Genomic DNA, 24,079 nt, shown 5'->3' on the forward strand with positions numbered 1-24,079 from the left:
ATGCTCCGGACGACCGTCCTCACCATCGGGAAGCGGGTATCGCTGCTGCTGGGGCTGCCCGCGGTCCTGTTCGCCGTGTGGTGGTTCGCCACCGCGGGCAGCACCGACTTCTACGTTCCACCGCTCTCCGTCATCCTGCAGAAGTTCCGGGAGGTCTGGACGGGCGCGCGGCTGGAGTCGGATGTCCTGCCCAGTCTGCTCCGCCTCGGCGCGGGCTACCTGCTCGCGGTCGCCATCGGCGTCGGGCTGGGTCTGCTCGTCGGCCTGAGCCGCGTCGTACGGGACGTCCTGGAACCGGTGCTGGAGCTGTTCCGGGCCATCCCGCCGCCCGTGCTGGTGCCGGTGATCATGCTGTTCGCGGGCATCGGCGACACCATGAAGGTCATCGTCATCGCCAGCGGTTGCCTGTGGCCGATCCTGCTGAACACGGTCGAGGGCGTCCGTGCCGTGGACGAGGTGCTGAGCGACACCTGCCGTTCGTACGGCATCGACGGCCCCGCCCGCCTGTGGCACCTGGTGCTGCGCTCGGCCAGTCCGCAGATCGTCACGGGCATGCGACAGTCGCTGTCGATCGGGATCATCCTCATGGTCATCAGCGAGATGTTCGCCGCCAGCAACGGGCTGGGCTTCACGATCGTGCAGTTCCAGCGGTCGTTCGCGATTCCCGAGATGTGGAGCGGTGTGCTGCTGCTCGGCCTGCTCGGGTTCGTGCTGTCCCTGCTCTTCCGCCTCGCCGAGAACCGGGTCCTGGCCTGGTACCACGGCCTGCGCCGCGCCCAGCGCACCCCCTGAACAAGGAGACGCCGATGCTCGACGTACGCAACCTTCAGAAGATCTACACCGGACGCAACCGCAACGTCGAAGCACTGCGGAACCTGACGTTTCACATCGGTGCCGGCGAACTGGTCTGCCTCGTCGGCCCGTCCGGTTGCGGCAAGACGACCCTGCTGAAGTGCATGGCGGGACTGCTCGACCCCACCAGCGGCGAGGTGATGCTGGACGGCCGGCCGGTCAGCGGGCCCCCGCCCGGCATGGCGGTGGTCTTCCAGGAGTACGGCCGCTCGCTGTTCGCCTGGATGAACGTACGCGACAACGTCGCCCTCCCGCTGCGCCGCAAGAAGCTCGGCAAGGTCCGCGAACGGGAGCTCGTGGAGCACGCCCTGGACGTTGTCGGGCTCGCCGACGCCCACCACGCCTACCCCTGGCAGCTCTCCGGGGGTATGCAGCAGCGTGTCGCCATCGCCCGCGCCGTCGCCTTCGAGCCGAAGGTCCTGCTCATGGACGAGCCCTTCGCGGCCGTCGACGCCCAGACCCGAGCCGAACTGGAGGACCTCATCCGCAAGTTGTGGCACGAACTCGGCGTCACCGTCCTGTTCGTCACCCACGACATCGACGAAGCCGTCTACCTCGGCCAGCGCACGATCATCCTGTCCACGTCACCGACGGTGGTGCTGGAGGACCTGGCCATCGATCTGCCCGACGAGCGCGACCAGTTGCACACCCGTTCCGGCACCCGCTTCGCGGAACTGCGCGCGCACGTCTACGAACAGATCCAGCGCGCCAAACACCACAACGGCGACAGCGAACGGACGGAGACGGCCGACCCCGGCGGCGACCTCGCCCTGCAGAACTCCGAGGCGTAGCACGCCGCCTGGCAGGGACGACAGTACGAAAGACACCGGGCCGCGAGGATCCCTCGCGGAGGCCCTGTGCAGGCAGGCGGTCGCCGCACCTCCCGGCCGCGCTCCCCTTCTCCGAGCCCGAATTCGCGGCAACCGCTCGCGCGGTCTCATCGCCTCGGTGGCGCCGAGCGGAACTCCGCACCCGCCAGGCATCATTCACTACAGTGACGAGACAGCCGCTGCGGAGAGCCCATGACATCGACCCACGCCGTGCCGCCCACCCCTCCGGGAACGGTGCCCGCACCGCCGGAGGAGGCGGTCGCACCCCTCATACGCGGCATCGCCGTGCTGCGTGGGCTCACCGACGTCGGAGGGGCGGCCGGCCTGAGCGATCTGGGCCGGGTCACCGGTCTCGCCCGCGCCACCGTCGACCGGGTCGCCGGAACACTCGCTCACATGGGGTACGTGCGCCTGGACGGAAGCAGCGTCGTCCTGGAGCCCCGTCTGATGGAGTTGGGCAACGCGTATCTGGGCGGTCTGCGTCTGCCCGGCCTGCTGGGCGGACATGCCGACGGGCTCGCCGACGAACTCGACGAGTCGGTTTCCCTCGCGGTGGCGGACGGTGACGGCATCCGCTTCATCCACCAGGCGATCCGCCGCCGTACCCTGTCCCTGAGCTTCCGTATCGGCGATCTGCTGCCTGCCGAACGCACCGCCCCCGGACCGCTGTTGGCAACCGAGTGGAGTCCGGAGGACTGGACGCGGTGGCGGGAGCGGCGGGTGGTCGACCCGGAGGATCTCGGTTTCCCGGCGATCCCGCCTCGGACTCATGGAGCCGTCGCCGAGGACTTCGAAACACGGGTCGAACGTGCGCGTGTGCACGGCTGGGCCCTGGACGACCAGCTGATCGAGACGGGCCTCGTGGCGGTCTCCGTTCCGGTGCGCGCCCCGGACGGCGGTATCGCCTGTGTGGCGAGTGCCGTGAGTCATACCAGCAGGCACAGCGCGGACTCGTTGCGCGACTCGATTCTGCCCAGACTGCGTGCCGCGGCGACCGCCATGGAGCGGGAACTCGCCGACGCCCCACCGCCCGAACCCCTTGACGCGCCCTCGGACCTCGCCGTCTGGACGAGCGCGTCCAAGCAGGAACTGGGTGGGGAGTTCATCGCGTCACTGGCTCGTGGTCTGACCGTGATCACGGCATTCGGTGAAGGACGTGCGGAACTGACACTCTCCGAGGTCGCCCAGCGCACCGGCCTGCCACGGGCCACGGCCCGCCGTGCCCTGATAACGCTGGAGCATCTCGGCCATGTCACGGTGCACCGTCGGGTCTTCCGGCTCACTCCACGGGTTCTCGCCCTCGGCTTCCCCCCCTTGTCCAGGACGACGCTGGCCCGGATCGCCCATCCCCATCTCAGCGCTCTCACCCGGAGGACGGAGGAGTCGACGTCCCTGGCAGTGCTCATGGGGGACGACGTCCAGTGTGGGGTTTCCGTCGCCGCGGGGCGCATCATGGACGCCGACATCGCCGTGGGTTCGCGCATGCCGGCCTACGCGACCTCCACAGGACGGGTCCTGTTGGCGGGTCTGCCGGCCGAGGAGTGCTCCAGCCGACTGGCCCACGCGCGGATGGGGGCGTTGACCCCGCGCACCGTCACGCGGCCCGCCGACCTCAGGGCGATCCTGGCACAGGTGCGTGAGGAGGATTACGCCCTGGTCGACGGGGAGCTCGAAGCCGGCCTGCGGTCGATAGCCGTACCGGTGCGTGACCGCGAGGGCGGGCTTGTCGCGGCGATCAATGTCACCATGCACAGCAGCCGTCGTTCGGCGGAGGAATGCGTCGAGCTCATCCTGCCGGAACTGCGTGCCACGGCTGCCCGGACGGAGACGGACCTGCACCTGGCCGGACGGTTCGTTCGGGTTCCGCCGCTCTGAACGACGGGCGATGGTCCGCTGTCCCGACTCCCGCGGAGCCAGGGCGTGGCATGAGGGCCGGCCGGGTGGGCGAACTCCGTTCGCCCACCCGTGTCTCCGCCGACGTCACCGACGTGCGGGTCACTTTCCTTCGGCGCGGCGTTCGTAGGACACCGAGTAGGCGTGGCTGCGGAAAGCCAGGACCGGGTCGTCCGAGAGCTCGATGCCGGGCGTGACGCGGGTGGGGTCGTAGACCTGCGCGGCCCAGTGGGCCTGGTCGGCGACCGGGCCGGTGATCTCCAGGTGTCCCGCCACGATCTCGGTGCGGTCGGCCGGCCACGGTTTCGTCGGATCGTCGGTGGGGTCGTCGTCGTGACCCAGCTGGACGCGGAGGGTGAACCCGACGGGGCCGTCGGCGAGGCGGTGGAGCAGTTCCTCGGCGAGGTATTCGGGGCTCTTGCCGGCCGCCTCCTGCTCCGACAGTTCCCGCAGCCCGGTGTCGGGCTCCCAGCGGTACTGGACCGGGTGGCGCCTGCCGTGGGGGTCCACCCAGACGAAGGCGTGTATGGCCCAGTAGCGGGCGGTGACGTAGCTGACGGGGATGGGCATCCGGGCCGCTTCCTGCAGGCCGGCGGCGGCCGTGGGGTGGGCCATGGCGTACGCCTGGACCTTCGCCGGGGCGGGGGCTCCGGTGGCGGGGTCCTTCTCCAGGGCGTCGAGCAGTTCGAGGAACTGCTCGGGGGTGGCGGCGAAGAACACCGGGATGTTGACGGAGACGAGGTCGGTGGTGGTGTCGTCCGGGAGGAAGAAGCGTGCGGCGAGTCCGCGGCCGGCGCGGATGCCGTCGGGCACGGTCGGGTTGGTGTTGGAGTTGGAGAATCGCACGACGACGGGCGTCGGAGCGGACTGCAGATGGGCCGCGGTGGTGAGGGACGCGGCTTCACCGGAGGGTGTGAAGACGGCGTCGAAGCACAGGCCGCGGGCGTGCACACGCCGGTGGCCGGGATAGGTGCCGCTGACGTGTTCGATGGCGTCGACAGCGGTGACGGCCAGGGGGGTGGAGGTGCGTCCGATCATGTCCGGAGTCTAGGCAACGGCGCCTATGTCCCTCGTGAAGGGGGAAGGGGGATCCACGGTTCTTCCGGTGGCCCGGCGTATGCCGTGGGAGACGGGGGGTGGGCCGGTGCGGCCATCAGCGAGGCGGCGGCCTGCCGGACGGTGCCGTGACTCGGCGTCGTCACGGTTCGCCCGGTACCCGCGAAGGCCTCACTCGGGACGTACCGTCGGCCCCGCCGCTCACGTGGCGGGGCCGACGCGGGTTCACGAGGTGACGGTCAGTTCCGTGCTGCCGACGGTGCCGGTTGCGTCCTCCTCGGGGCGCCCCGAGGAGGACGGCGTCACTCGGGGGCCATGACCGGCGCCGCCTCGTCTTGGGCCGTCTTCTCCGGCGGGCGCGTACCACCGCGTACGAGAAGGGTGAGGACGAGTCCGGCCACCGCACCCGCGCTCGCCAGGGCGATCGTGAGACCGAAGGCACCGAGTCGCGGGAGCTGCGTACCCGGCACGACCGAACTCGACAGCGCGACCGAGAACACCGAGATTCCCACACCCTGGAGCAGGCTCCGGATGACCACGGCGAATCCCATCGCCTCGCCCATGTTCTCCGTCGGAACGACCTCGGCGAGCAGCGTGGGGATCGACGTCAGCACGAACGTGGTGCCGAGGCCGGTCAGTACGAGTACCGCGACGAGGAGGGGCAGGCTTTCCCGCATCAGGTAGTAGCACGGCATGAAGACCGTCAGGGCGACCACTCCCACCAGCATCGGGCGCTTGGCGCCGAACCGTGCGGCGAGCATGCCGGACAGCGGCGCGACGAGGAACACGACCACCGAAATGGCGAGCCCCATGTCACCGAAGGCCGAAGGGCTCATCCCGAGCCCCACGGGCGCGCGCTCGGGCGACTGGAACAGCAGCGGCTGCACCAGCTGCATGCCGCCCATCACGCCGAAGGCGAGGCACGCGACGATGCCCATGGTGAGCGTGTACTTGGGGCGGCCGAGCAGACGGAGGTTGAGCATCGGCCGGGGGACGCGCAGCTCCCACCGCACCCAGAAGGCGCCGATGACCGTTCCGGCGGCGATGCACCCGAGCACCACGGCGCTGGTCCAGCCTTTGGTCTGCGAGGACGTCACGCCGTAGAGGATCGCCGCCAGGGCGGGGACGAACAGGACGCCACCGACGACGTCGACCTTCTCACCCTTGACATGGGTCCTGGGCGAGGGGTTGAGAGCGAAGTGGCACAGGACGGTCGCCACCACGGCCAGGGCCCCGGCCACGATGAAGATGCCGTGCCAGCTGAAGTGCTCGACCAGCTGGCCCGCCGCCCAGTAGCCGAAGGCCCCGGCCACGGCGACCGTGCCGGCCACCACTGCCATGGTCACCGGCACCCGCTTGGGCGCCACGGCCTCGCGCGAGATGCCCATGATGAGAGGCAGTACCGCACCGGAGACGCCTTGGACGGTCCGTCCGACGACGATGGCGGGGAAGGTTCCGACCGTGACGCTGACGAGCGAGCCGATGATGGACAGGAGCAGGACGATCAGCAGGACCTTCTTGCGGCCGAAGAGGTCACCGAGCTTGCCGCCGATCGCGGCGGCCGCGGCCGACATGAGCAGGAATCCGGTGAACGCCCAGCCGACGTCGGTGGTCTTGAGGTGGAACTCGGCGATCAGTTTCGGCACCGCGGAGATGAGCATCGAGGCTTCGAACGCGCCGGTCGCCTCCGCGGCGACGAGTGCGGCCAGGACCAGGGGGTACGGTCTGAGTTCCCGGGCGGGAGAAGCGGGGGAGTCGACGGACGCCATTATCCGTCCTTCCTTTCATGAGGGGGACACCGACGCGGTACGCCGGCTCACTGTTCAGAACATCGCGAGGGGGTTGGTGGCGCTCGAGGTGACGCCGACCATGCGCCAGGGCAGCATCGTGAAGAAGAAGGACCAGCGCTCCTTCTCCGCGCAGGCGCGGGCCAGTTCGGTGAGCTCCGTGTTGTCGATGAGCCACAGCCCGAGGGCGACCAGCGCGACGGCGTGGACGGGCCTGAAGAGGTCGAAGTCGGGGTAGCCGGAGGGCTGCACGTCCTGGATCGCGTCGCTGCCGAGGGTCGCGACGCCCCGTTCGTGCAGGAAGGGCAGGCACGCCGCGCCGAGCCCCGCGTGGAGTTGGATGCCGTCGGGTCCGCGCGTCGGCCCGTGTGCCAGGGTGCGGGCGACGTGCCCGGTGTGGATCAGCAGGACGTCTCCCGGCTCCACGGTGACGCCCTGGCGTTCCTCGGCGGCGACCAGTTCGTCCGGCGAGATCGCCCGGCCCGGTTCCAGCCACTCGACGCCGTGCAGCGCGCAGATGTCGAGCAGGACGCCCCGGCTGACGATGCCGTCGCTCGCGTGGTGCACCGACAGCTTCCGCGCGCCGCCTATCGAGGTGTTCTCGGACATGGCGAAGCCGTTGTAGTTCCTGCCGTCCCACGAGTAGTGCGCCAGGCCGTCGAGGTGGGTGTTGGAGCCGTGCGCGGCGATCTGCACATGCTCGGTGACGGCGTCGAACCTGCAGGCGTCGCCCATGTGGTGGGACACCTCGCCGATCCCCATGAAGCGCTGCACGGCGGCGATGCCGGAGCCCAGGGGATCGGGGTCGGCCGGGTCGATGTCGCGGGAGAGGGAGACGGCCTCCCCGGTGCGGACGAGGGAGGCCGCCCGGCGGCGGACCTCGGGGGTGATGAGGTTCAGGGTGCCGAGGCGGTCGTCCTCGCCCCAGCGGCCCCAGTTGGACAGCTTGTCGAAGTAGCCGATGACCTCTTCGGCGGTGGGCGTGCCGCTCATTCCGCCCCTCCCTTGCCCGCCTCGGTCAGAGCCTCGACGGCCTCGGTGAGGGCTGTGCGGACGGCGACGGAGAGCACGCCTCGGTCGCCGGAGATGTTGAAGACGCGCGAGTACTCGGCGATCGACGCGAGGTCTCCCGGGTCCCATCCGGGGATGGAGAGGTACTCGATGCCGGTCGCGCGAACGGCCGAGGTGACGCGCTGGTGCATCGCCGCGATGTCGGGGTGGGTGATGTCGCCGTGCAGGCCGAGGGCCTGGGCGAGGTCGAAGGGACCGAACGCGAGGCCGTCCAGGCCGGATTCGGCGGCGATCGCCTCGACGTTCTCCACGCCCTCGACGTCCTCGATCAGGCCGAAGACGAGGACATCGGCATCGGCCCGGAGGCAGTCCGTCATCCAGTCGTCGGAGAGATGGCCGACCGCGCGCGTGGACGGGCAGGCTCCCCGGACACCGGCCGGCGCGAACCTGGCGGCGGCCACGACCGCGGCGGCCTCCTCGACGGTCCGGATGTGGGGGGCGAGGATTCCGGTGGCGCCGCAGTCGAGGACGCGTTGAATGAAGCTGACGCTGTGATCCGGGACGCGGACGATCGCGTCGACTCCGGAGGCGTCGGCGGCACGGATGATGCCGCTGATGTCGCCGAGGTCCATGGTGCCGTGCTCGGCGTCGATCCACACGTAGTCCAGCCCCGAGTAGCCGGCGATCTCCGCGATCTCCGGGCAGGGCAGTTGGATCGTCATGCCGAAGACGGGCAGACCCGCCTCCAGTTTGTTCCTGATACGACGATGCGGCGTACGCACGGGCGACAGCTTGTCCCAGACGAGCCGATAGCCGACCTCGGGGAACAAGCACATCACGAGCAGGAAGTAGACCCCCACCCGCGAGGGCAGATCACGCAGCCGCCGCTGCACGGTCCTCGTCTCCGACAAGACCGCGTCAACGAGCTCGAACGGCACGATCGCCGTCAGCTCCCCCAGATGCCCGGGAGCGAACCGGCCCGCGGCCACGGTGACCGTACGGGTGATGGCCGTCAGCGCAGACGGCAGGACACAATGACGGGGCAACGGAGCTCCTTCGGGACAAGCTGTCTTGGTCGACTGCCTGTACCAACGAGCTCCGTTGCTCTGCGTCGGGAATCCTTCAACTCCCTTGCGTGACCTGCGAAAACGTTAACTACCCGGCCTTGGGGGAGGCCCCCGGAGCTTCCTGATGGAGCACAACCTTGAGCTGATCGTGTGGCACTGGTACGAACGAATGCAGCTGCGAGACGACTACCACCAGGGCCAACACCCCTACGTCGAATCGAGTGTCATCGCCCGGCTTGGGGCGGACATGAAGATTCGCCAGGGCACCCCGCAGCGGACTGAACGGGACCTGGAGTGATGGGCAGAGTCCACCCTCACTGTGAAGTACGTTGCCCAGTGTCTTCCGCTATGAGACGGCTGGTTAACGGAACTCTGTCCCCGGTGGTTTGAGGTCCGGTGGGTAGCCCCTTGCACGGAGCCAGGCGTCAAGGGCGAGAGCGACGATGTCACCGTTAGGGATGTCGGTGTCGGCGTTGCACCGGCGGATCCGGCGCTGGAACTGAAGAACTTCAGGGACGGCGTGGTTGAGCTGCCCTCGTTTGGTGTGCCGGTCTTTGATGACGTTCAGGGTGTCGGGGTGCGGCGTAAGAGCGTCGTCGGTGGGCTGGAACTCGGCGTCGAGGGCGTCGGCGATTTCACGTAGTCGGCGGGCGTAGGGGGAGTGATCAGGCACGAGAGCTGCTCCGGTCGGTCCGGCTAGGCGGATAGCTATCCGCCTACTGGGCTATTGGAATAGTCGGCACGGGGCGGCCGCCCCCTTGCGTGAGGGTGGCCGCCCTGTGCCTTGCGGTCGGGTCAGAACCCGCGGGTGGTGAGCCACTCGTCCAGGGCGACCGAGACGATGTCGCCGATGGGCAGGTGGTCGAGTTCGTTGTCGAGTGCGAAGCGCTTGAGCCGCTTCTTCAGCTTCAGCGCGGCGGGGACTGACGAGTCGAGACTCTCGCGCGTGATGATGCGCTGGTTGAGGACGACGGCGGTCTCAGGAATGTCCTTGGGACGGCCGGATCCCTGAGCCCACGGTGTTCCTTCGCTGGGCGCTGCCTGTGATTGCGCCTCCTGTTCCTGGTGAGCCCGTGGAACATCGGTCCTCACCGGGAACCCGTTGCCGCCTGCCGTCGGGGAATCTGCAGGGCGAAGCGCCACCTCGGCGCCCCAGGCTGCGCCGGGAGCCGCGGACGTGCCGTGCTGCACATCGGGTGCGGCTGGCTGTGTGGGCTGGATGGCAGGTGCTGCGGGCTCGGCAGCCGGGAGTGCAGGCGATACCTGCCGCTCCACCGGCTGACCGGCGGATTCCGTCCCCGCCTCGGTGGCGGCGACGGCCGGGCGAACTGGCTGACTGGCGGCTGGCTCCGGGGGGCCGCTTGGTGCCTCGGCAGTCGGCTGGGCGGAGGACCGTGCCACTTCGGGCATCGCCCCGGCCCGGCCCTGTGCCGCCCCCTCGGGGTTGGGAACAGCGGAAGGAGCGGGCTGAACCTGCGGCTCGCCGGCCGCGGGACGGCCTTCGCCCGGGGCGGCGGCCTGTTCGGCGGCGTACTGCTCGGGGGTGAGCTCGGCGGCCGGGGGAGGAGGCGGAGGGGTCGTCTTCTTGGTTCCGCCCAGGGTGCGCCCAGTGCGGCGGGCCGGGGGCTTCATGCGTTCGGTCATGCTGCGGTCAGCTCCTTCATCAGCTCGGCGTACTCGCTCAGTTCGGTCGGGATCTCGCCGAAGGCCTCCATGTAGTGCACCCAGGAGTGGATGGTGGTCTCGGCGAGCGGGAACGCCTCGTCGCGGTCCGGGCCGATGCCCTCGCCCTCGGCGGGGTCGAGCAGCTGGTCCTTTGCCCGGCCGGGCAGGTTGGTGCGGTCGTCGGCCTTGACCATGACGACATGGGCGGTGACACCGTGTTCGTTGCGGGCGGCGGCGCGCTCGGCCTCGTCGAAGGTGGCCACGAGCTTGCGGCGCTCGATCTTGGTGGGGGCGACCGGGACGAGCAGCAGGTTCGCCTCGGTAACAGCCTCGTGGAAGATGCGGGCGCTGCCGCCGCCGGCGTCGACCACGATCGCGCCGAACTCGGCGCGCTTGGCACGGATGTGCTCGGCGATGTCGTCGAACGGGTACCGCTCGACAACCAGGTTCTCGGGAATTTCGAAGCCGGCGGCCTGGGCGACCTTGAACCAGTCGTAGGCGGACTGGCTGGTGGCGTCGGCGTCCAGCAGCAACGTGGGCAGGCCGAGGACGACGGCGTAGTAGAGGGCGATGAACCAGGCCGAGGTGGTCTTGCCGGTGCCGCCCTTGAGCATGCCGACGACGATGACGAAGGCGTCCCAGACGTGTTCTGTGGCTGCGGCCAGGGTCTTGTGACGGGTGTTCTCGTTCACGTGTGCTTGATCTCCTGGAAGGGGGAAGGGATGTTGGTTGGTGCGCGGGCCGGCGACGGGGGTGCCCGTGCTGCCCTGTGGTGGCCGGAATGGCGCACGGCCGCCTTCTTGATCTGCCAGGCAGGGTGGGGAATATCCACGAGGATGTGGTGGCTCATGGCAGCTTCCTCGCGTCCTGGGCGGGTCCGTGGGCGTGCTGGGGCCGCATGAGGGTGCCTGCCTGGTGCAGGAGCCGGTAGACGGTGGCGACGGAGTAGCTGTGCTCCCTGGCGAGGTCCGGCACCGTTTCACCGGCCTCGTACCGTGCGCGCAGGGACAGCGCGACCTTGTGCCGTTCGGCGGCCCGTGCTGCGGCGCGCATCCGCAGGGTCTGCTGGGTGGTGCGCACGGTGCCGCCGGCCTCGATCAGCAGGCGCCGGGCACCGCGCCTCGTCTCTCCTGCTGCCGTGGCGAGTTCGGTGAGCGTTGCGCCGTGCTGCTCGTACAGGGTGCGCAGACGGGCCGCGAGTCGCTGGCGGGCTTGTGGGTTCTGCCGCATCCGGCGTGTCTGCCAGGAGGTGCGCATGACGGTTCCGGCGTCGTGCAGCCGGTTGAGGACGGTGCCGTAGGACAGGCCGCTGGCGGTGACAAGTTCGTCGACCGTGGCACCGGACTCGTACTGCTCGCGCAGGGCTTGGGGCGTCACCGCTTTGCTGGCGTCGGACGTGACCGGGGGATGTGGATTCATGCGACGGACTCCCATTCGCTGAGGGCTTCGGCATGGGCAGCGGCCAGCTCGTCGTAACTGCGCTGGTCGGCGGGCGTGATGAGGATCAGGCGGCCGTCGGTGGCGATGCGCCAGTCGGCGGCCGGACGACCGGTGACGGGGTCGATGACCCGCCCGCCCGGGGCGTGCCACGGCGGTGGGATCTCGTCGGGACGCGGCACTGGCACCAGGACTTGACGGCCGTCGCGGACGATCACGAGAGCCCTGCTGCGGTGCTCCGCAAGCCGGTTCAGTGCCTCCTGGTAGGCCGCCCGCTCGGCCGCGTGCAGGGCCTTCCGCCGGGCCGCGATGCCCCAGGTGCCGTGTTGCTCGGCGACCTTGTCCCAGCCCTGTGCCGGCGCTGCGGTGTGGCCGCTGTCGGCGTCCGGGAGGCGGATACCGAAGCCCTCCAGAGCACGTGGCGCGAGGGCCCAGGTCTGCCCGGTGTGCTGGACGAGGTGGTGGTCGGCGAGGCGTTTCAGGGTCCGGTAGGTGGTGGCGCGGGAGACCGAGGAGGTACCGACGAGCTCGGCAACGGTCTGATCCTGGCGTACGCGTAGAGCGCTGATGATCATGAGGGCAGCGCTGCCGAGGCCGTGGTGGGCAAAGGCGTCGTGGGCCATCAGACGGCCGAGGACGGTGGAGTCGATGTCGGCGGTCGTGGCCGTCTCAGGGGTGGTCCACTCCTCAAGTGCCGGGTCGGGGGGGAACTGAGTGGACCGGAAACGAGACAACAGAGCCGGGCCACCGTGGTCGTGGATCTTGCCGTCGCCCAGGTACCAGGTGGAGCCCTCCCGGCCATGACCCACCCGCAGACGCCGCAGCCAGCCACGCGGCCGGAGGACCGTCTCGTAGACGACCCGCAGTGTCGTGCGGGAGACCCCCGCTTCCTCCGCGGTTTGCCGCTCACTGGCGTGGTGCAGCGGGCCGCCGGCGATCTCGGCGAAGTTCAGATGCGCTCTCAGGACCCGCAGCGCTGTCCGTCCTCGTTCCCCGCGCCACGGTGTCGTTTCGATCCGGTCGCGCAGTGCGGCGAGGACTTCGTACGCCTCGTGCCGGGAGCCCAGCGCCCTGGTGCTGCTGATCGCGTCCGAGGCGCTGGCCCACACCCGGCGGATGTAGTCCAGGGCGCGCGACTGCCCGGATCGCAGCGCGATGTGCCGGGTGTGCCGTCCGCCTTCGTGGTCGGGGTGCAGCAGGAGCTGCGTGAGCTGGTCGACGCTGCCGCCGGCACGGGCCACGTGGCAGGCGATGGCCGAGGTGATCCGGTGACCGTGCTCGGCCGCGCCCTGACGGTCAGCGCGCAGGACCACGCTCCGGCGGTCGGAGCCGAGCCTGCTGTAACTTCCCGCCGCGTAGCGGCCGGTGAGGTCTCCGAGCAGAACCAGGTCAGCCGCAGCCGGAGACAGCCGGTGAAGCCCCAGTCGCTCGCTCGGGTGAATGGGTCGTTGGGATGGGTCTGCCTGGTGGGTGTGGTGTGGCACTGTGGGGTCGTCTCGCAAGGACGTGGACGCCACCTGGGCCCGCTAAAACCACGGGTGGTGTCCGGTACCGACCTCCAATCGGTGCCAAGCGAAGCCTCCAGGATTGCCGTCCTGGAGGCCTTCGTATGCCTGGCCCCGCATCAGAGGCAGGCGTCCCCATCGCGGCTCGACCGAGAACGACTCGGAGGGCCGCCAGAGGAGTCCTCACCGGTTCGACACGGTCCTGACCTCGGCCGATTCGGGGCCAAACAGAGGGCGATTGCCTCTGACTGGCTCCGAGCAGCTCGGGTCGAACCCGGGTCGAATCAGAGCGGTTTCCTCTGACTGCCTCCGATCGCCTCTGCAACCCGTCCTAGCAGGTCACAACCGATACGGCTCACAAAAGCGCAGGTCAGAAGGGTGCTCAGGAATACCCGGCGTACAGCCTGACTCGTCTGCCGCTCTTTATTTCCGCAGGTCAGAGGCCATGTTTACTCGCTGAACAAACTGTCCGGGTCGAATCCGGGTCGAATCTGTGCCTGCGTATCGTCCGCCCCGTCTAACCGACAGGTTGACAGACGGGACATATTGGGCGATCGGTTGGTGTGAGGTGTAGTCGGAAGGCGGCGGACAGCGGGTCGGGAAGCCTTGGACGCACTCGAAAGTATTGTCCGGCGTGTACCCCCTGTCGGGCGGAGCGATATCGGCCGGAACCGGGTTGGGTTTCTTTGGGAGTCACATGTGCTGCGTCCTGCGCAGAGCGCCCAGCATGTTCTTCCTCTGCTGGTGGCACACCGGTCACACCTCGCTGACCAGCGAAATCAGCCGGAGTTGCGGTGGGGTGCGGGTCGTTGGCCCGTGAATGGTCCGGATCTTCGCCCTAGGCGGGCTCCAGCGGGTCCATCGGGCACTTGGTTGCTGTCCCGGCAGACGAGACTGACCTGCTGGAGGCGCGCGGTGCGGTGGGGGCGTGGGCCGGAACACGCTGGCTCGCACAGGCCGCCGCCCATCCAGCTCTGCGAAAGGCGCCGCGGGCGGCGGCTACCATCAGCGCCTCGTGGAACACGAGCCAGGTCGAGCAGGCCAGGAACCACCGCACTCCATCCGGAGCCGCGCGTCCAGCGTGCTCGGCGAATGGCGTCGGTTTCCTAGCCGACGGCATGGGCTTGAGTCGCATGCGCTGGGTAGCACTTGATTCCGGACCCCGGCCTTCGCAGCTGCGGGAGCCAAGTCGCGTGAATGCTGCTGCGGCTGTGTCGCCTCGTGCCCCCTCATCAAAGGCTGTGGGGTTGAGCCTCTCGCCTCGCGAGGAAGTGCACTATGTCGAGCGCGATCCTTGTCGCGGCCACATTGTGCACACGGAGGGCGTTCACACCCCTGTCGGCCAGGAGAGCGCTGAGCAGTGCCGTCGGCAGGTCGCGGTCGGCCATAGCCGCTCCGGAGGGCAGAAGCGAGGCGAGGAAGCGCTTTCGGGAGGCCCCCACCATCAGTGGGTAGCCAAGAGCAGTCAATGCGGGCAGGTTTCGTAGGAGCATCCAGTTGTGCTCGGCCGTCTTTGCGAAGCCGAGCCCGGGATCGACGACGATCCGGCTTGGATCTATCCCCGCGGTGCGCGCTGCCAAGATGCGCTGCGAGAGCTCGGCGACGAGTTCCGCGGTGACCTCGTCGTAGTGTGAGTGGTCGTTCATGGTCTTGGGCGTGCCGCGCAGGTGACCGACGATGTACTGGGCGCCGGACTCGGCCACGACAGCGTGCATGTCGGGGTCGGTCAGGCCGCCGGAGACGTCGTTGACGATGCGCGCACCTGCCTGGAGCGCGGCACGCGCCGTCGTGGCGTGCATCGTGTCCACTGACACCGTGATGCCTGCTGCGGCGACAGCGGCGACGACCGGCATGATCCTCTCCGCCTCCAGGCGCGGATCGACTGGGTCCGCGCCAGGCCGAGTGGACTCGCCGCCGATGTCGATGATGTCGGCGCCCGCTTGGGCCAGTTCGTGGGCGTGCTTAACAGCGCGGCCGGTCTCCACATAGCGCGCCCCGTCGCTGAAGGAATCCGGGGTGACGTTCAGTACCCCCACGATCACGGTGCCGTGTGAGGGGATCAGACCGGGCAGTGCCATCCTCGCGCTGCCGACGGCCCTGCGGGTACCCGCGAGTCCGACACCCGGCGGCACACTCGCAGATGTCTGACGGGTGTGCTGGCTTTGGGTTGCGAAATCCACTTACGCCTGCCTCCAGGTCAACCCGAGGGAACGCAGCATCGCCTGCCCATTCAGGTGCCTCCAACCGGACCCACGTGCTGGCCGATGCACTGGTGCAGGCCCACGCCGCAGCCGACGTGGCCCGAAGGGCCGTGGGTGAGGCTGAATCGGTCGGGGTCGTGCCAACCACCGGGCCGCCAGGATGCGCGTGTATGCCACCGCACATGACTGGCTCACCATCGTTCAACATCCCTTCTGTGCAGCGGACTTGAATCCGGTGGAGGGTGTCGGGCCGCCTGCTGTGCAGGCGGCCTCGAGCGTTTGATCGAGAAGTGGTACGCAGCGGCCAGGGCTCAGTTGTCGTCCTGATCGCCGGCCACGGTCCAGTGCTTGTGCACGAGAAGGCGGTTCTCGACTTCGTCGGCAACTGCCAGGGCCAGGTCGGGAAGGTTGATGCCGGACGGCCTGCCGCCCTCGCGGAAGATCATGTAGTCGACGCCGACCTGGTAGGTGCCACTGCCCTTTCCGGGGCGGTAGAGCCACGGCGGCGACAGGAAGCTCCACGTGAAGTCGGTGCGTCCTGCGAACAGCTCCAGGGTCAAGCGGCACGCCTCCGGCAGCGGCACGTTGGCCCAGGCTTTTGTGTACTCCTCGACGGCGGGGTCGAGTTCGTACTCTCCGATTTCGCCTCGCTCACGTCGGGCCGCGGCCTCGTGGAAGAACTCCTGCCCGGTGATGTCCCCGAGCCAGTGGAGGAAGACCGCAGGTGCCGTTCCGAAGTACCAGTGCGGAAAACGCCCGTCGTCGAACATCTGCACGCCGGGTTTGACGTACAGGCTGACCGCCCCGCCGACATAGAGGAGGTAGCCGGCTCCCGCGTCTCGGAACGACTTGATGACGCGACGGGTCCCTTCCGTGTGACGGTAGAAGACGGCCGGGTCCATCGTGTGGCCGCCGGCAAAAGCGGACACGACGACATCCTGTCCGCGGAGCGCCTCGGTCAAGGCCTCGCTGTCGAAGATGTCGAGCGTGCGGCTGGTGAGGCCGGGGCGCGACGGGATCTTTTCGCCGTGAGTGGAGAGCCCGACAACCTCATGGCCGCGTTCGACAAGGGTGTTGGTTATGGCTTCGCCGCCCATTCCGGTGTGGCCGATCACTGCGATTTTCATGCGGCTCCTTCAGAGTCGATCAACTTGCGGTGGGCAATGAGCAGTTGCGAGTCGCAGCTGCCTCGGAATCAATGCGAGCCGGCATCGCCCGTCGCCTGCGTCGTCAGGCAAGGCCGGTGCCGCGGGCATCACGAAAGTGAGTGGCGGCTCTGGGGTGATCTTGGTGCTCGCGTTTCCGCCGGCCCGCTACAGGGAGAGGGAGCGGCGGTGACCGCTGTCCTGCTCTGTGGAAGGAAGGACCTGCGGCTCGGCGGTGGGGTGTGCGTGCGGCACGAGCGTTTCGCTGAGCGCTTTGGCCCGTGGTGTCCGGCCGGGGAGGGGGAAGAGCTCGGTGGGGTTTTCGAGTCGTTCCCGGCCGGTGCGGAGCGGGGTAGATGCTGGGGTCTTTGACGCCGGGGCCGGTCAGGCGGACCGGCAGTCGGGTGTCCCGGGCGGGAGGCGTCGGACGTCTGTGAAGTGGGTCTTGAGTCGGTCCCCGGGCCCCGGGGGATGTGGGGTTCGGGGCGCAGGTGGATCATGGTGCTTGTTTCGCCAGGTGCTGCCGAACCACTGACGTTGTCTTGTGGCCGCCGTACCGCATGGGCAGCAGCAGATGGACCTGCGCCGCGTGCTCGCGGATCAGCGGAACCAGACTCGTGGCACGGCCCACCAACTCGGTATCCGGGTTGTCGATATCTGCCGCAGTGGCGCTCATCGACTTTGTCATAATGCCTCTCCCATAACCGCCGCGGGGTTTGATGAATGTCGTCTCCGACATCTCCCAGCGATCCAAACCACGCCAGCATGCGGATTACTCAGGTCACGTGTAAAGACCAGGGACTTCACCAAGAACTTCATGCCGGTGATGCAGTAAGCGCATGACCCAGTTCTCGGAGGGGTTCCGTCCACGATTTGGAGGCCGTGGAGGAGGGGTTTCTCGGTCGCGCGGCTACGGCCCGGTGAAGTTCACTCCACCCTTTCCCCGTCGCAGACCCCGGAGGGCAGGGTGTGGACCGACGTGCTGCGTTGATCGACGAACCTCATCGACGCTCAGCCGACTGGTGCCGCAGTGTCCAGCCTCTTCCCGTCCGGGGCGAGACCGCAGGCGTGGTGTTTGTTCCTCGGGCATGGGTTTCGTCCCAGCCGACGTCAAGGCCTAGGAACACGGCGTACCTGGTTCGGCCTGACGGCCTTCCTCTTCGACGCGACCGACGAGTTGAGGTGGCAGGAGGTGAACTCCTCGGGAATCGGAGGTGGCCGTGCAGGCCACCATGGCCTGCTCCTCGGACCTCTTCGGGAACGGGGTTCATGCGTTCTGTGCATCACCGGCATGAAATTCCTGGTGAAGTTCCTGGTCTTTACACGTCACCAGGCGAATCCGCATGCTGGCGCCAACGGAAACGACCGTCGGCCCCCGGAACATTTGTCCCTACCCGCGGCCCATCCAGGAGAACGCATGTCTCTCACCGTCGAGCGACACGGAGACCATGACCGTCAGCGCTTGCTCATCGACGGGAAACGGGTCGATGCTCGCAGCGGCCGGACCAACCGGGCGAACGGGGCCGCCACCGGAGAGCTCCTCGGCACCGCGGCCCTGGGCGCCGGCAGACGAGGACAGCGACGCCTCCTAACCGCGTGGCACGTACATGGTCACGGTCACTGGAGCCGCACGCCGGCGACTGAGCGCGCTGGGACGATGCGCCGGTTCGCCGACGCACGAGGCGTGCGCCGAGGACGCTTCCGTCCTGGGCGGTCAGGAGAACGGCATGTCCATCAGGGTCTCGCACATGCCGAACGAACGGTGGGGAGCCGCCCGCGCTCACGAGCATGTACGCCGACGTGATCGAGAACTCCCCGCCAGAGGAGGTGCGGACGAGCCCGCCGGGATCGATGATCGTGCGTCGTGAGCCGGTCGGCGCCGTCGACGAAGGTCCTGCTCATCGAGCGCACCACTACCGGCCGCGGCGATGGGAAGATCCACTGCTGTGCGGAACGCGCCGGGGCCAACGCCCCTTGGTGGCGCGCTGCCCCCGAAACACTCCCCGCCTCGTGCGCGGCCAAGTCTGACCCAAGAGGTCATGGACGGGCACGGTCAGCCTGGTGACGTCAAATGAGCTCGGCTTCTCACTCACCAACGGCACCGCCGGGCGGATGGGATTCCAGGGGGCCGGCCGGCGCTTCACGAGCACGCTGACGCCGATTCACTTGACGATTCACATCGATTGCCCAGCACAGCGTCGACAGATCAGGGATCGGACCCCTCGCTGCCGGTGTTCTTGTAAGGAAAGGACGGATCATGCGCGAAGCGGTCTCATTCTGCCGGACGTGCCCCGGTACGTGCGGCGTACGGCTCACGATTGACGACGACGAACGCCTCGTCAAAGTGGTCGGCGACCGGCAGAGTCCGCTCTCTCGCGGTTACATCTGTGTCAAGGGCCGCAAGGGCGACGTGGAGAACGGCGACAGGCGGCTGCTGCACCCGCTCAAGCGCCAGGCCGACGGTAGCTTCCAACCCATCGACAGCGAGCAGGCTCTCGACGAGATCGCGGCACGCGTCGACACCATCATCCGTCGCGACGGCCCGGACGCGATGGCGTGCTACCGAGGCACGCCGCACTTCTCGAGAGCCGCGCCCTTCCACATGCTGCCCGCCTGGATGGACGCGATCGGATCGACGTCCTTCTTCTCGACCCTGACGATCGACCAGTCCGCCAAGGTGGTGTGCGCTGACCGGATGGGCACGTGGGCAGCGGGAAAGCCGCGCTTCCATGACGCCGACCTGTGGCTGTGGGCCGGTACGAACCTGCCGGTCTCACTCGGCCTCTCGCTCGGCAGCATCGCTTCGAATCCGGCGCTCCAGCTCCGAGCGGCGAAGGCGCGAGGCCTGCGCATGATCGTTATTGATCCACGACGGACCGAGCTGGCCGCCCAGGCCGACCTACACCTCCAACCGCACCCCGGAGAGGATCCGACCGTCGCGGCGGGATTGCTCCGCATCATCCTGTCCGAGGGTTGGGAGGACCGGGAGTTCTGCCGCCTTCACGTCAGTGGCCTGGAGGAACTGCGCACCGCCGTGGCACCATTCACGCCGGACTACGTCGAGAAACGCGCCGACGTGTCGGCCGCCGATCTCTACCGCGCCGCGCGGATGTTCGCGCTCGAATCCAGGAAGGGCGTGGCGAGCACCGGGACCGGACCGGACATGGCCGCACGCAGTAACCTCTCGGAACACCTCTACGAATGCCTGAACGTGTTGTGCGGTCGATATCTCCAGGAGGGTGATCGCGTCTGGAGCGTTCACCCGCTCGGGCCCCGGCCTGAGGTCCGGGCGGAAGTCGTTCCGCCGAGACGATCGTGGGAAACCGGACCGAAGAGTCGCGTCCGCGGCACCGGACGCATCCTCGGTGAAATGCTCAGCGGTGCGATGGCCGACGAGATACTCACCCCGGGCAAGGGGCAGATCAAAGGGATGATCGTCGCCGCCGGCAACCCCGTTGCGGCGCTCCCGGATGTGCGGAAGACGGTCCGCGCCTTCAGATCGCTGGAACTTCTGGTGTCGATAGACCCGTTCATGACCGCCACCTCGAAGTACGCGCACTACATTCTCCCGACCACCACCCAGTACGAGCACGCCGACATCACGTACGCCTTTCCGGCGCCGTTTCTCGAACCGTTCTCGCAGTACACGCCGGCCATAGTGAAGCCACCACATGGCGCGGACGTCGTGGACGACTGGTATCCGTTCTGGGCACTGGCGAAGCGGCTGGGCAAGCCCCTTGCCTACGCCGGTGTCTCGCTCGGCTTCGACCGCGCACCCACCACCGACGAGCTGATCGACATACTGACGCGGCACGCCCAGGTTCCGCTGGACGAGCTGAAGGCCTCGCCGAGCGGCCGGGTCTACGCGATCGATGCCACTGTGGGGCCCGGTCGACCAGAGGCTGCCGCAGCGCGGTTCGAAGTGGCGCCCGCTGATGTCGTCGCCGATGTGCGGGACGTCGCGGCGGAACCAGTCGACGGCGACGTCGCGGCGGACGGCACGCGGTTCACCCATCGCCTCATCAGCCGGCGCATGCGCAACGTCGTCAACTCCGTGCTGCAGGGATCCCCCTCGATCCGATCGCACACCCCCTACAACCCTGCCTGGATCCATCCGGACGACCTCGCCCGTCACGGATTGAGCGACGGCGACAAGATCTCCATTGTGTCGGAGAACGGCCGCATCCCCGCGATCGTGGAAAGCGATGCCACCGTCAAGCCCGGTGTGGTGTCGATGACTCACTCGTGGGGAGGCATGCCGGACGAGGACCAGGACTACGAGGAGGTCGGCTCCTCAACGAACCTGCTGGTCAGTAGCGACAACCACATCGAGCCGATCAACGCGATGCCGCGCTTCTCCGCCATTCCGGTTCGACTCGAACCGCACAAGTGACGGACGCCGCATGGCGGTTCCTCGTCACGCGGCGAGCCGAACATGACGTGCAGCCGGTCCACCACCAGCGACCTGACGCAGTCTGGCCTGCTACCCGCCCGGGGACGGTTGCGCGCAGCGGACACCCATTGTTGGAGAGGGAGAATCGTGGCTTATGTGATCACACAGCCGTGCTGCAACGATGCTGCGTGCGTCAATGTCTGTCCGGTCAACTGCATCCACCCCACGCCGGACGAGAAGCCTTTTGTGACAACGGAAATGCTGTATATAGACCCAGTCGCCTGCACCGACTGTGGGGCTTGCGCCGAGGAGTGCCCGGTGGAGGCGATTCAATGGGAGAAGGACCTCGACGAGGTAGACAAGCCCTACCTCGACATCAATGCGGAGTACTACACCAAACACCCCATCGGCCCCGACTGGCCGGAGCCTGTCAAGCGCCCGCAGATCGATGAGACCCTTGGCACCCTCCACGTCGCGATCGTCGGGTCCGGTCCGGCCGCCTGCTATGCCGCAATGGAACTCACCGCGAACCCGCACGTCGAGGTCGACATCTTCGACCGTCTGCCCACCCCGTACGGGCTGGTGCGCGCGGGCGTCGCACCGGACCATCCGGGCACCAAGGGCGTCACGGACCAGTTCGACGCGGTTCTCGGCAAGCCCACGGTGCGCTGCCACTTCAACGTGGAAGTGGGCCGACAGGTGAGCCACGAGGAACTGCTCGCACACCACCACGCCGTCATCTACGCGGTAGGCGCGGCCGGCGACCGCGCGCTGGGCATTCCTGGTGAGGATCTCGCCGGCAGCCACGCCGCCACCGAGTTCGTGGGCTGGTACAACGGCCACCCTGACTACGCCGACCGGACGTTCGACCTGTCGGGTGAGCGGGCCGTCATCGTCGGCAACGGCAACGTGGCACTCGACGTGGCCCGCATCCTCGTCACTGATCCGGAGGTCCTGGCCAAGACGGATCTCGCGGACCACGCGCTTGAGGCTCTGCGGGTGAGCAACATCCGGGAGGTCGTCGTTCTCGGCCGCCGGGGCCCCGCCCAGGCGGCCTACTCCAACTCCGAACTCCTGGCACTTGGCCACATACCGAACGTCGACATCGTCGTCGACCCGGAAGAAGCGGTGCTCGACGCCGCCAGTCGCGCGTTCATCGACGGCGAGGAGGCGGAGCCGTCGCAACGCCACAAGGTGAAGCAGGTCGCTGACCTCGCCCGGCGTAGCCCCGATCCGGCGAACAAGCGGATTGTTCTGCGCTTCCTCACGTCGCCGGTCGAGATTCTCGGCACCGACGCCGTCGAATCCGTGCGCGTCGCCAGGAACGAAATGGTCGCGGATGCGTCCGGCAGGCTCAGCGCCGAACCGTCCGACACCACCACGACGCTGCGCACCGGCCTGGTGCTGCGTTCGATCGGCTACCGCGGGCAACCGATGACCGGGCTGCTCTTCGACGACCGGCGCGGGGTCGTCCCCAACGAGAACGGGCGGGTGATTGATCCGGAGACCGGCACCCGCGTGCCCGGCGTGTACGTGGCCGGCTGGATCAAGCGCGGACCCACGGGAGTGATCGGCACCAACAAGTACTGCTCCGCGGAGACCGTCAGGATGCTGACCGACGACTTCGCCGCCGGGCGGCTCAACGACCCCGGCGACCGGGAAGGCATGGACCGGCTCATCGCCGAGCGCGCGCTCGACGTCGTCGACTACCGAGGCTGGCAGCGTATCGACAAGACCGAGCGCGCCGAAGGCAGAACCGCGGGCCGCCTCCGCACCAAGCTGATCACCGTCGGGAGCATGCTCGCCGCCGCCCGTGGCGAGACCTGACGGAAGGTTTGTCTGGTCGTCAGGTCGGTTGTGGTGATGAGTGGGCGGCTTTCCAGGGCAGCGAGTGGTGGTTCGGGCCCGGTCGGGCGGTACGCGTCCGAGCTGGATTTCCGGAGAGGTTCAGAACCACGACAACCACCTGGCAGGAATGGCATGAAGCTCCATGGAGCCGATGTGTGGCACGGCCTGGGCGATGAGAACTGACCGACCTTCAGGTTCCCTATGCGTTATATGAATAAGTAGGTCATGCAACTGCGCGAACTCGAGTGGTTCACCGTCCTGGCCGAGACCGAGAACATGACGGCCGCTTCCCTGCGTCTGAACATCAGCCAGCCGACCCTGTCTCGAGCCCTGGCCCGAATCGAGCGCAAGCTCGGGGTGAAGCTCTTCGATCGTCACCAGAACCGCTTGCGGCTCAACAAGTACGGCGAGATCTTCCAGGCCCATGCTGTGCGGGCCATGAACGAGATCGTCCGAGGCGAAGAGCGGATCGCCACCCTGGTCGATCCGGAGCAAGGGCTGGTCTCGCTCGGATTCGTGCACTCCTTCGGCGGATGGCTGGTCCCCGACCTGCTCAACCGATATCGCACTCGCGCCCCGAGCGCGTCCTTCGAACTGCGCGGTGAAGCCTCTGACGCCGTGGTGAACGACGTGCGCCAAGGCCGCGTCGACGTCGGCTTTGTGGCACCCGAGCCCGTCGCGGACGACCTGGACTGGATACCGCTGGGTCGCGAGGAACTGTGCCTCGGGGTTCCACCCGGCCATGCCCTCGCGGGCCGCGACATGGTCGCGGTTGCCGACCTGGTGGACGAGCCGATGGTGGCACTCAAGGTCGGGTACGGCATGCGCCAGGTCACGGACCGCCTGTTCCGAGAAGCGGGGATCACCCAACGGATCGAGATCGAGGCAACCGAGTTGTCCACCGTCTACTCGCTCGTGGCAGCGGGGATCGGAGTGGCCGTAGTGCCCGCGCCGCAGCCCGGGAACCGGCCGGCGCCCACGATCCTTGCCGTCGCTCTCAGCGAGCCGAGCGCCGTCCGCCACTACGGAGCGGTGACTCGGCGGGGTGGCCCGAGCGGACACGCCGCACGGCGCTTCGTGAGGTTCGTGCGAAGCAGCACGGTGCATCCTGATGCGCCCCACGCATAGGCATGGTGAAGATCCTGCCTATTCAGATGTCGCCCACCGCACTGGAGGATGTTCCGGCGGACAGCCTCGCCTCGCATATGGGCAGGGCCATCGGCGAGGACAACAGTTTCGGGTGACGCCGCCCCGGCGGTGAACGGTTCGGAGGGCCGGCGGTTCGAGGACTTCGCCGTCGGCAATGTCCAGCTGCGCCCGGCGGGACGGGCCGTTCCCGACGCCGCCAACTCCCGGCTGCCCATCACCATCGAGCTTCCGTGCGACCCG

20 protein-coding genes and 1 pseudogene are annotated in these 24,079 nt (G+C 68.2%); 7 read left to right on the forward strand and 14 right to left on the reverse strand.

All coding sequences use genetic code 11. The features are described from left to right. From ACWD4G_RS18360 to ACWD4G_RS18370, 3 genes are all read left to right on the forward strand, one after another. Positions 1-792 (forward strand): ABC transporter permease, encoded by a 792-nt coding sequence (locus tag ACWD4G_RS18360; RefSeq protein ID WP_451294530.1) that lies wholly within the window; start codon positions 1-3, stop codon positions 790-792. A 14-nt stretch (positions 793-806) separates the two neighbouring features. Beyond that, on the forward strand, positions 807-1,643 hold the full coding sequence (locus ACWD4G_RS18365; protein ID WP_451294532.1) for an ABC transporter ATP-binding protein: 837 nt from the start codon (positions 807-809) through the stop codon (positions 1,641-1,643). A gap of 231 nt (positions 1,644-1,874) precedes the next feature. Then, complete coding sequence (locus ACWD4G_RS18370) at positions 1,875-3,557, forward strand: IclR family transcriptional regulator domain-containing protein (RefSeq protein ID WP_451294534.1); 1,683 nt, start codon at positions 1,875-1,877, stop codon at positions 3,555-3,557. Between the two features lie 120 nt (positions 3,558-3,677). Here ACWD4G_RS18370 and ACWD4G_RS18375 read toward each other — a convergent pair whose 3' ends face one another. The 5 genes and pseudogenes from ACWD4G_RS18375 to ACWD4G_RS18395 form a co-directional block, all read right to left on the reverse strand. After that, on the reverse strand, positions 3,678-4,613 hold the full coding sequence (locus ACWD4G_RS18375; RefSeq protein ID WP_451294536.1) for a catalase family peroxidase: 936 nt from the start codon (positions 4,611-4,613) through the stop codon (positions 3,678-3,680). 320 nt (positions 4,614-4,933) lie between these two features. Beyond that, positions 4,934-6,400 carry an MFS transporter gene (locus tag ACWD4G_RS18380; RefSeq protein ID WP_451294538.1) on the reverse strand — a complete coding sequence of 489 codons (1,467 nt, stop codon included), beginning with the start codon at positions 6,398-6,400 and terminating at the stop codon, positions 4,934-4,936. A gap of 54 nt (positions 6,401-6,454) precedes the next feature. After that, complete coding sequence (locus ACWD4G_RS18385; RefSeq protein WP_451294540.1) at positions 6,455-7,411, reverse strand: cyclase family protein; 957 nt, start codon at positions 7,409-7,411, stop codon at positions 6,455-6,457. Beyond that, positions 7,408-8,151, reverse strand: coding sequence for an HpcH/HpaI aldolase family protein (locus ACWD4G_RS18390; RefSeq protein WP_451294868.1), 744 nt, complete (start codon positions 8,149-8,151; stop codon positions 7,408-7,410). Before ACWD4G_RS18390 ends, ACWD4G_RS18385 begins: the two co-directional genes overlap by 4 nt. A gap of 39 nt (positions 8,152-8,190) precedes the next feature. Further along, positions 8,191-8,457: pseudogene (locus ACWD4G_RS18395) on the reverse strand (transposase domain-containing protein); the annotation flags it as partial. 163 nt (positions 8,458-8,620) lie between these two features. Here ACWD4G_RS18395 and ACWD4G_RS18400 point away from each other — a divergent pair. Beyond that, positions 8,621-8,794 carry a hypothetical protein gene (locus ACWD4G_RS18400; protein WP_451294542.1) on the forward strand — a complete coding sequence of 58 codons (174 nt, stop codon included), beginning with the start codon at positions 8,621-8,623 and terminating at the stop codon, positions 8,792-8,794. Between the two features lie 63 nt (positions 8,795-8,857). Here the strand turns inward: ACWD4G_RS18400 and ACWD4G_RS18405 are convergent, their stop codons facing one another. The 9 genes from ACWD4G_RS18405 to ACWD4G_RS18445 all read right to left on the reverse strand — a co-directional run bounded on the left by ACWD4G_RS18405 (position 8,858) and on the right by ACWD4G_RS18445 (position 17,125). Continuing rightward, a complete protein-coding gene (locus ACWD4G_RS18405) occupies positions 8,858-9,169 on the reverse strand; it encodes a hypothetical protein (RefSeq protein ID WP_451294544.1) in 312 nt (103 codons plus the stop codon). A 122-nt stretch (positions 9,170-9,291) separates the two neighbouring features. Further along, positions 9,292-10,140, reverse strand: a complete 849-nt coding sequence (locus ACWD4G_RS18410) for a hypothetical protein (protein ID WP_451294546.1) — start codon at positions 10,138-10,140, stop codon at positions 9,292-9,294. Beyond that, positions 10,137-10,853: a ParA family protein gene (locus ACWD4G_RS18415; RefSeq protein ID WP_451294548.1), complete on the reverse strand. Its 717-nt coding sequence runs from the start codon at positions 10,851-10,853 to the stop codon at positions 10,137-10,139. The genes ACWD4G_RS18410 and ACWD4G_RS18415 overlap by 4 nt, the downstream gene beginning before the upstream one ends. Next, positions 10,850-11,011 carry a hypothetical protein gene (locus tag ACWD4G_RS18420; RefSeq protein WP_232646733.1) on the reverse strand — a complete coding sequence of 54 codons (162 nt, stop codon included), beginning with the start codon at positions 11,009-11,011 and terminating at the stop codon, positions 10,850-10,852. Before ACWD4G_RS18420 ends, ACWD4G_RS18415 begins: the two co-directional genes overlap by 4 nt. After that, positions 11,008-11,580 carry a helix-turn-helix domain-containing protein gene (locus ACWD4G_RS18425; RefSeq protein ID WP_451294550.1) on the reverse strand — a complete coding sequence of 191 codons (573 nt, stop codon included), beginning with the start codon at positions 11,578-11,580 and terminating at the stop codon, positions 11,008-11,010. Before ACWD4G_RS18425 ends, ACWD4G_RS18420 begins: the two co-directional genes overlap by 4 nt. Next, positions 11,577-12,911 (reverse strand): helix-turn-helix domain-containing protein, encoded by a 1,335-nt coding sequence (locus tag ACWD4G_RS18430; protein WP_451294552.1) that lies wholly within the window; start codon positions 12,909-12,911, stop codon positions 11,577-11,579. Before ACWD4G_RS18430 ends, ACWD4G_RS18425 begins: the two co-directional genes overlap by 4 nt. A 1,424-nt stretch (positions 12,912-14,335) precedes the next feature. Next, positions 14,336-15,181 carry a dihydropteroate synthase gene (folP, locus tag ACWD4G_RS18435; RefSeq protein WP_451294554.1) on the reverse strand — a complete coding sequence of 282 codons (846 nt, stop codon included), beginning with the start codon at positions 15,179-15,181 and terminating at the stop codon, positions 14,336-14,338. Positions 15,182-15,615: 434 nt separating this feature from the next. After that, positions 15,616-16,431, reverse strand: a complete 816-nt coding sequence (locus ACWD4G_RS18440; RefSeq protein WP_451294556.1) for an NAD(P)-dependent oxidoreductase — start codon at positions 16,429-16,431, stop codon at positions 15,616-15,618. A 514-nt stretch (positions 16,432-16,945) separates the two neighbouring features. Continuing rightward, positions 16,946-17,125, reverse strand: coding sequence for a hypothetical protein (locus ACWD4G_RS18445; RefSeq protein WP_451294558.1), 180 nt, complete (start codon positions 17,123-17,125; stop codon positions 16,946-16,948). A 1,581-nt stretch (positions 17,126-18,706) separates the two neighbouring features. Here ACWD4G_RS18445 and ACWD4G_RS18450 point away from each other — a divergent pair. From ACWD4G_RS18450 to ACWD4G_RS18460, 3 genes are all read left to right on the forward strand, one after another. Further along, a complete protein-coding gene (locus tag ACWD4G_RS18450) occupies positions 18,707-20,842 on the forward strand; it encodes a molybdopterin-containing oxidoreductase family protein (RefSeq protein WP_451294560.1) in 2,136 nt (711 codons plus the stop codon). 147 nt (positions 20,843-20,989) lie between these two features. Then, the gene (locus tag ACWD4G_RS18455; RefSeq protein WP_451294562.1) at positions 20,990-22,669 is read left to right on the forward strand and encodes an FAD-dependent oxidoreductase; all 1,680 of its coding nucleotides are present in this window, start codon (positions 20,990-20,992) and stop codon (positions 22,667-22,669) included. 246 nt (positions 22,670-22,915) lie between these two features. Beyond that, on the forward strand, positions 22,916-23,818 hold the full coding sequence (locus ACWD4G_RS18460; RefSeq protein WP_451294564.1) for a LysR family transcriptional regulator: 903 nt from the start codon (positions 22,916-22,918) through the stop codon (positions 23,816-23,818). Positions 23,819-24,079: the final 261 nt, after the last annotated feature.

This window comes from Streptomyces sp. NPDC002643, from assembly GCF_053592555.1.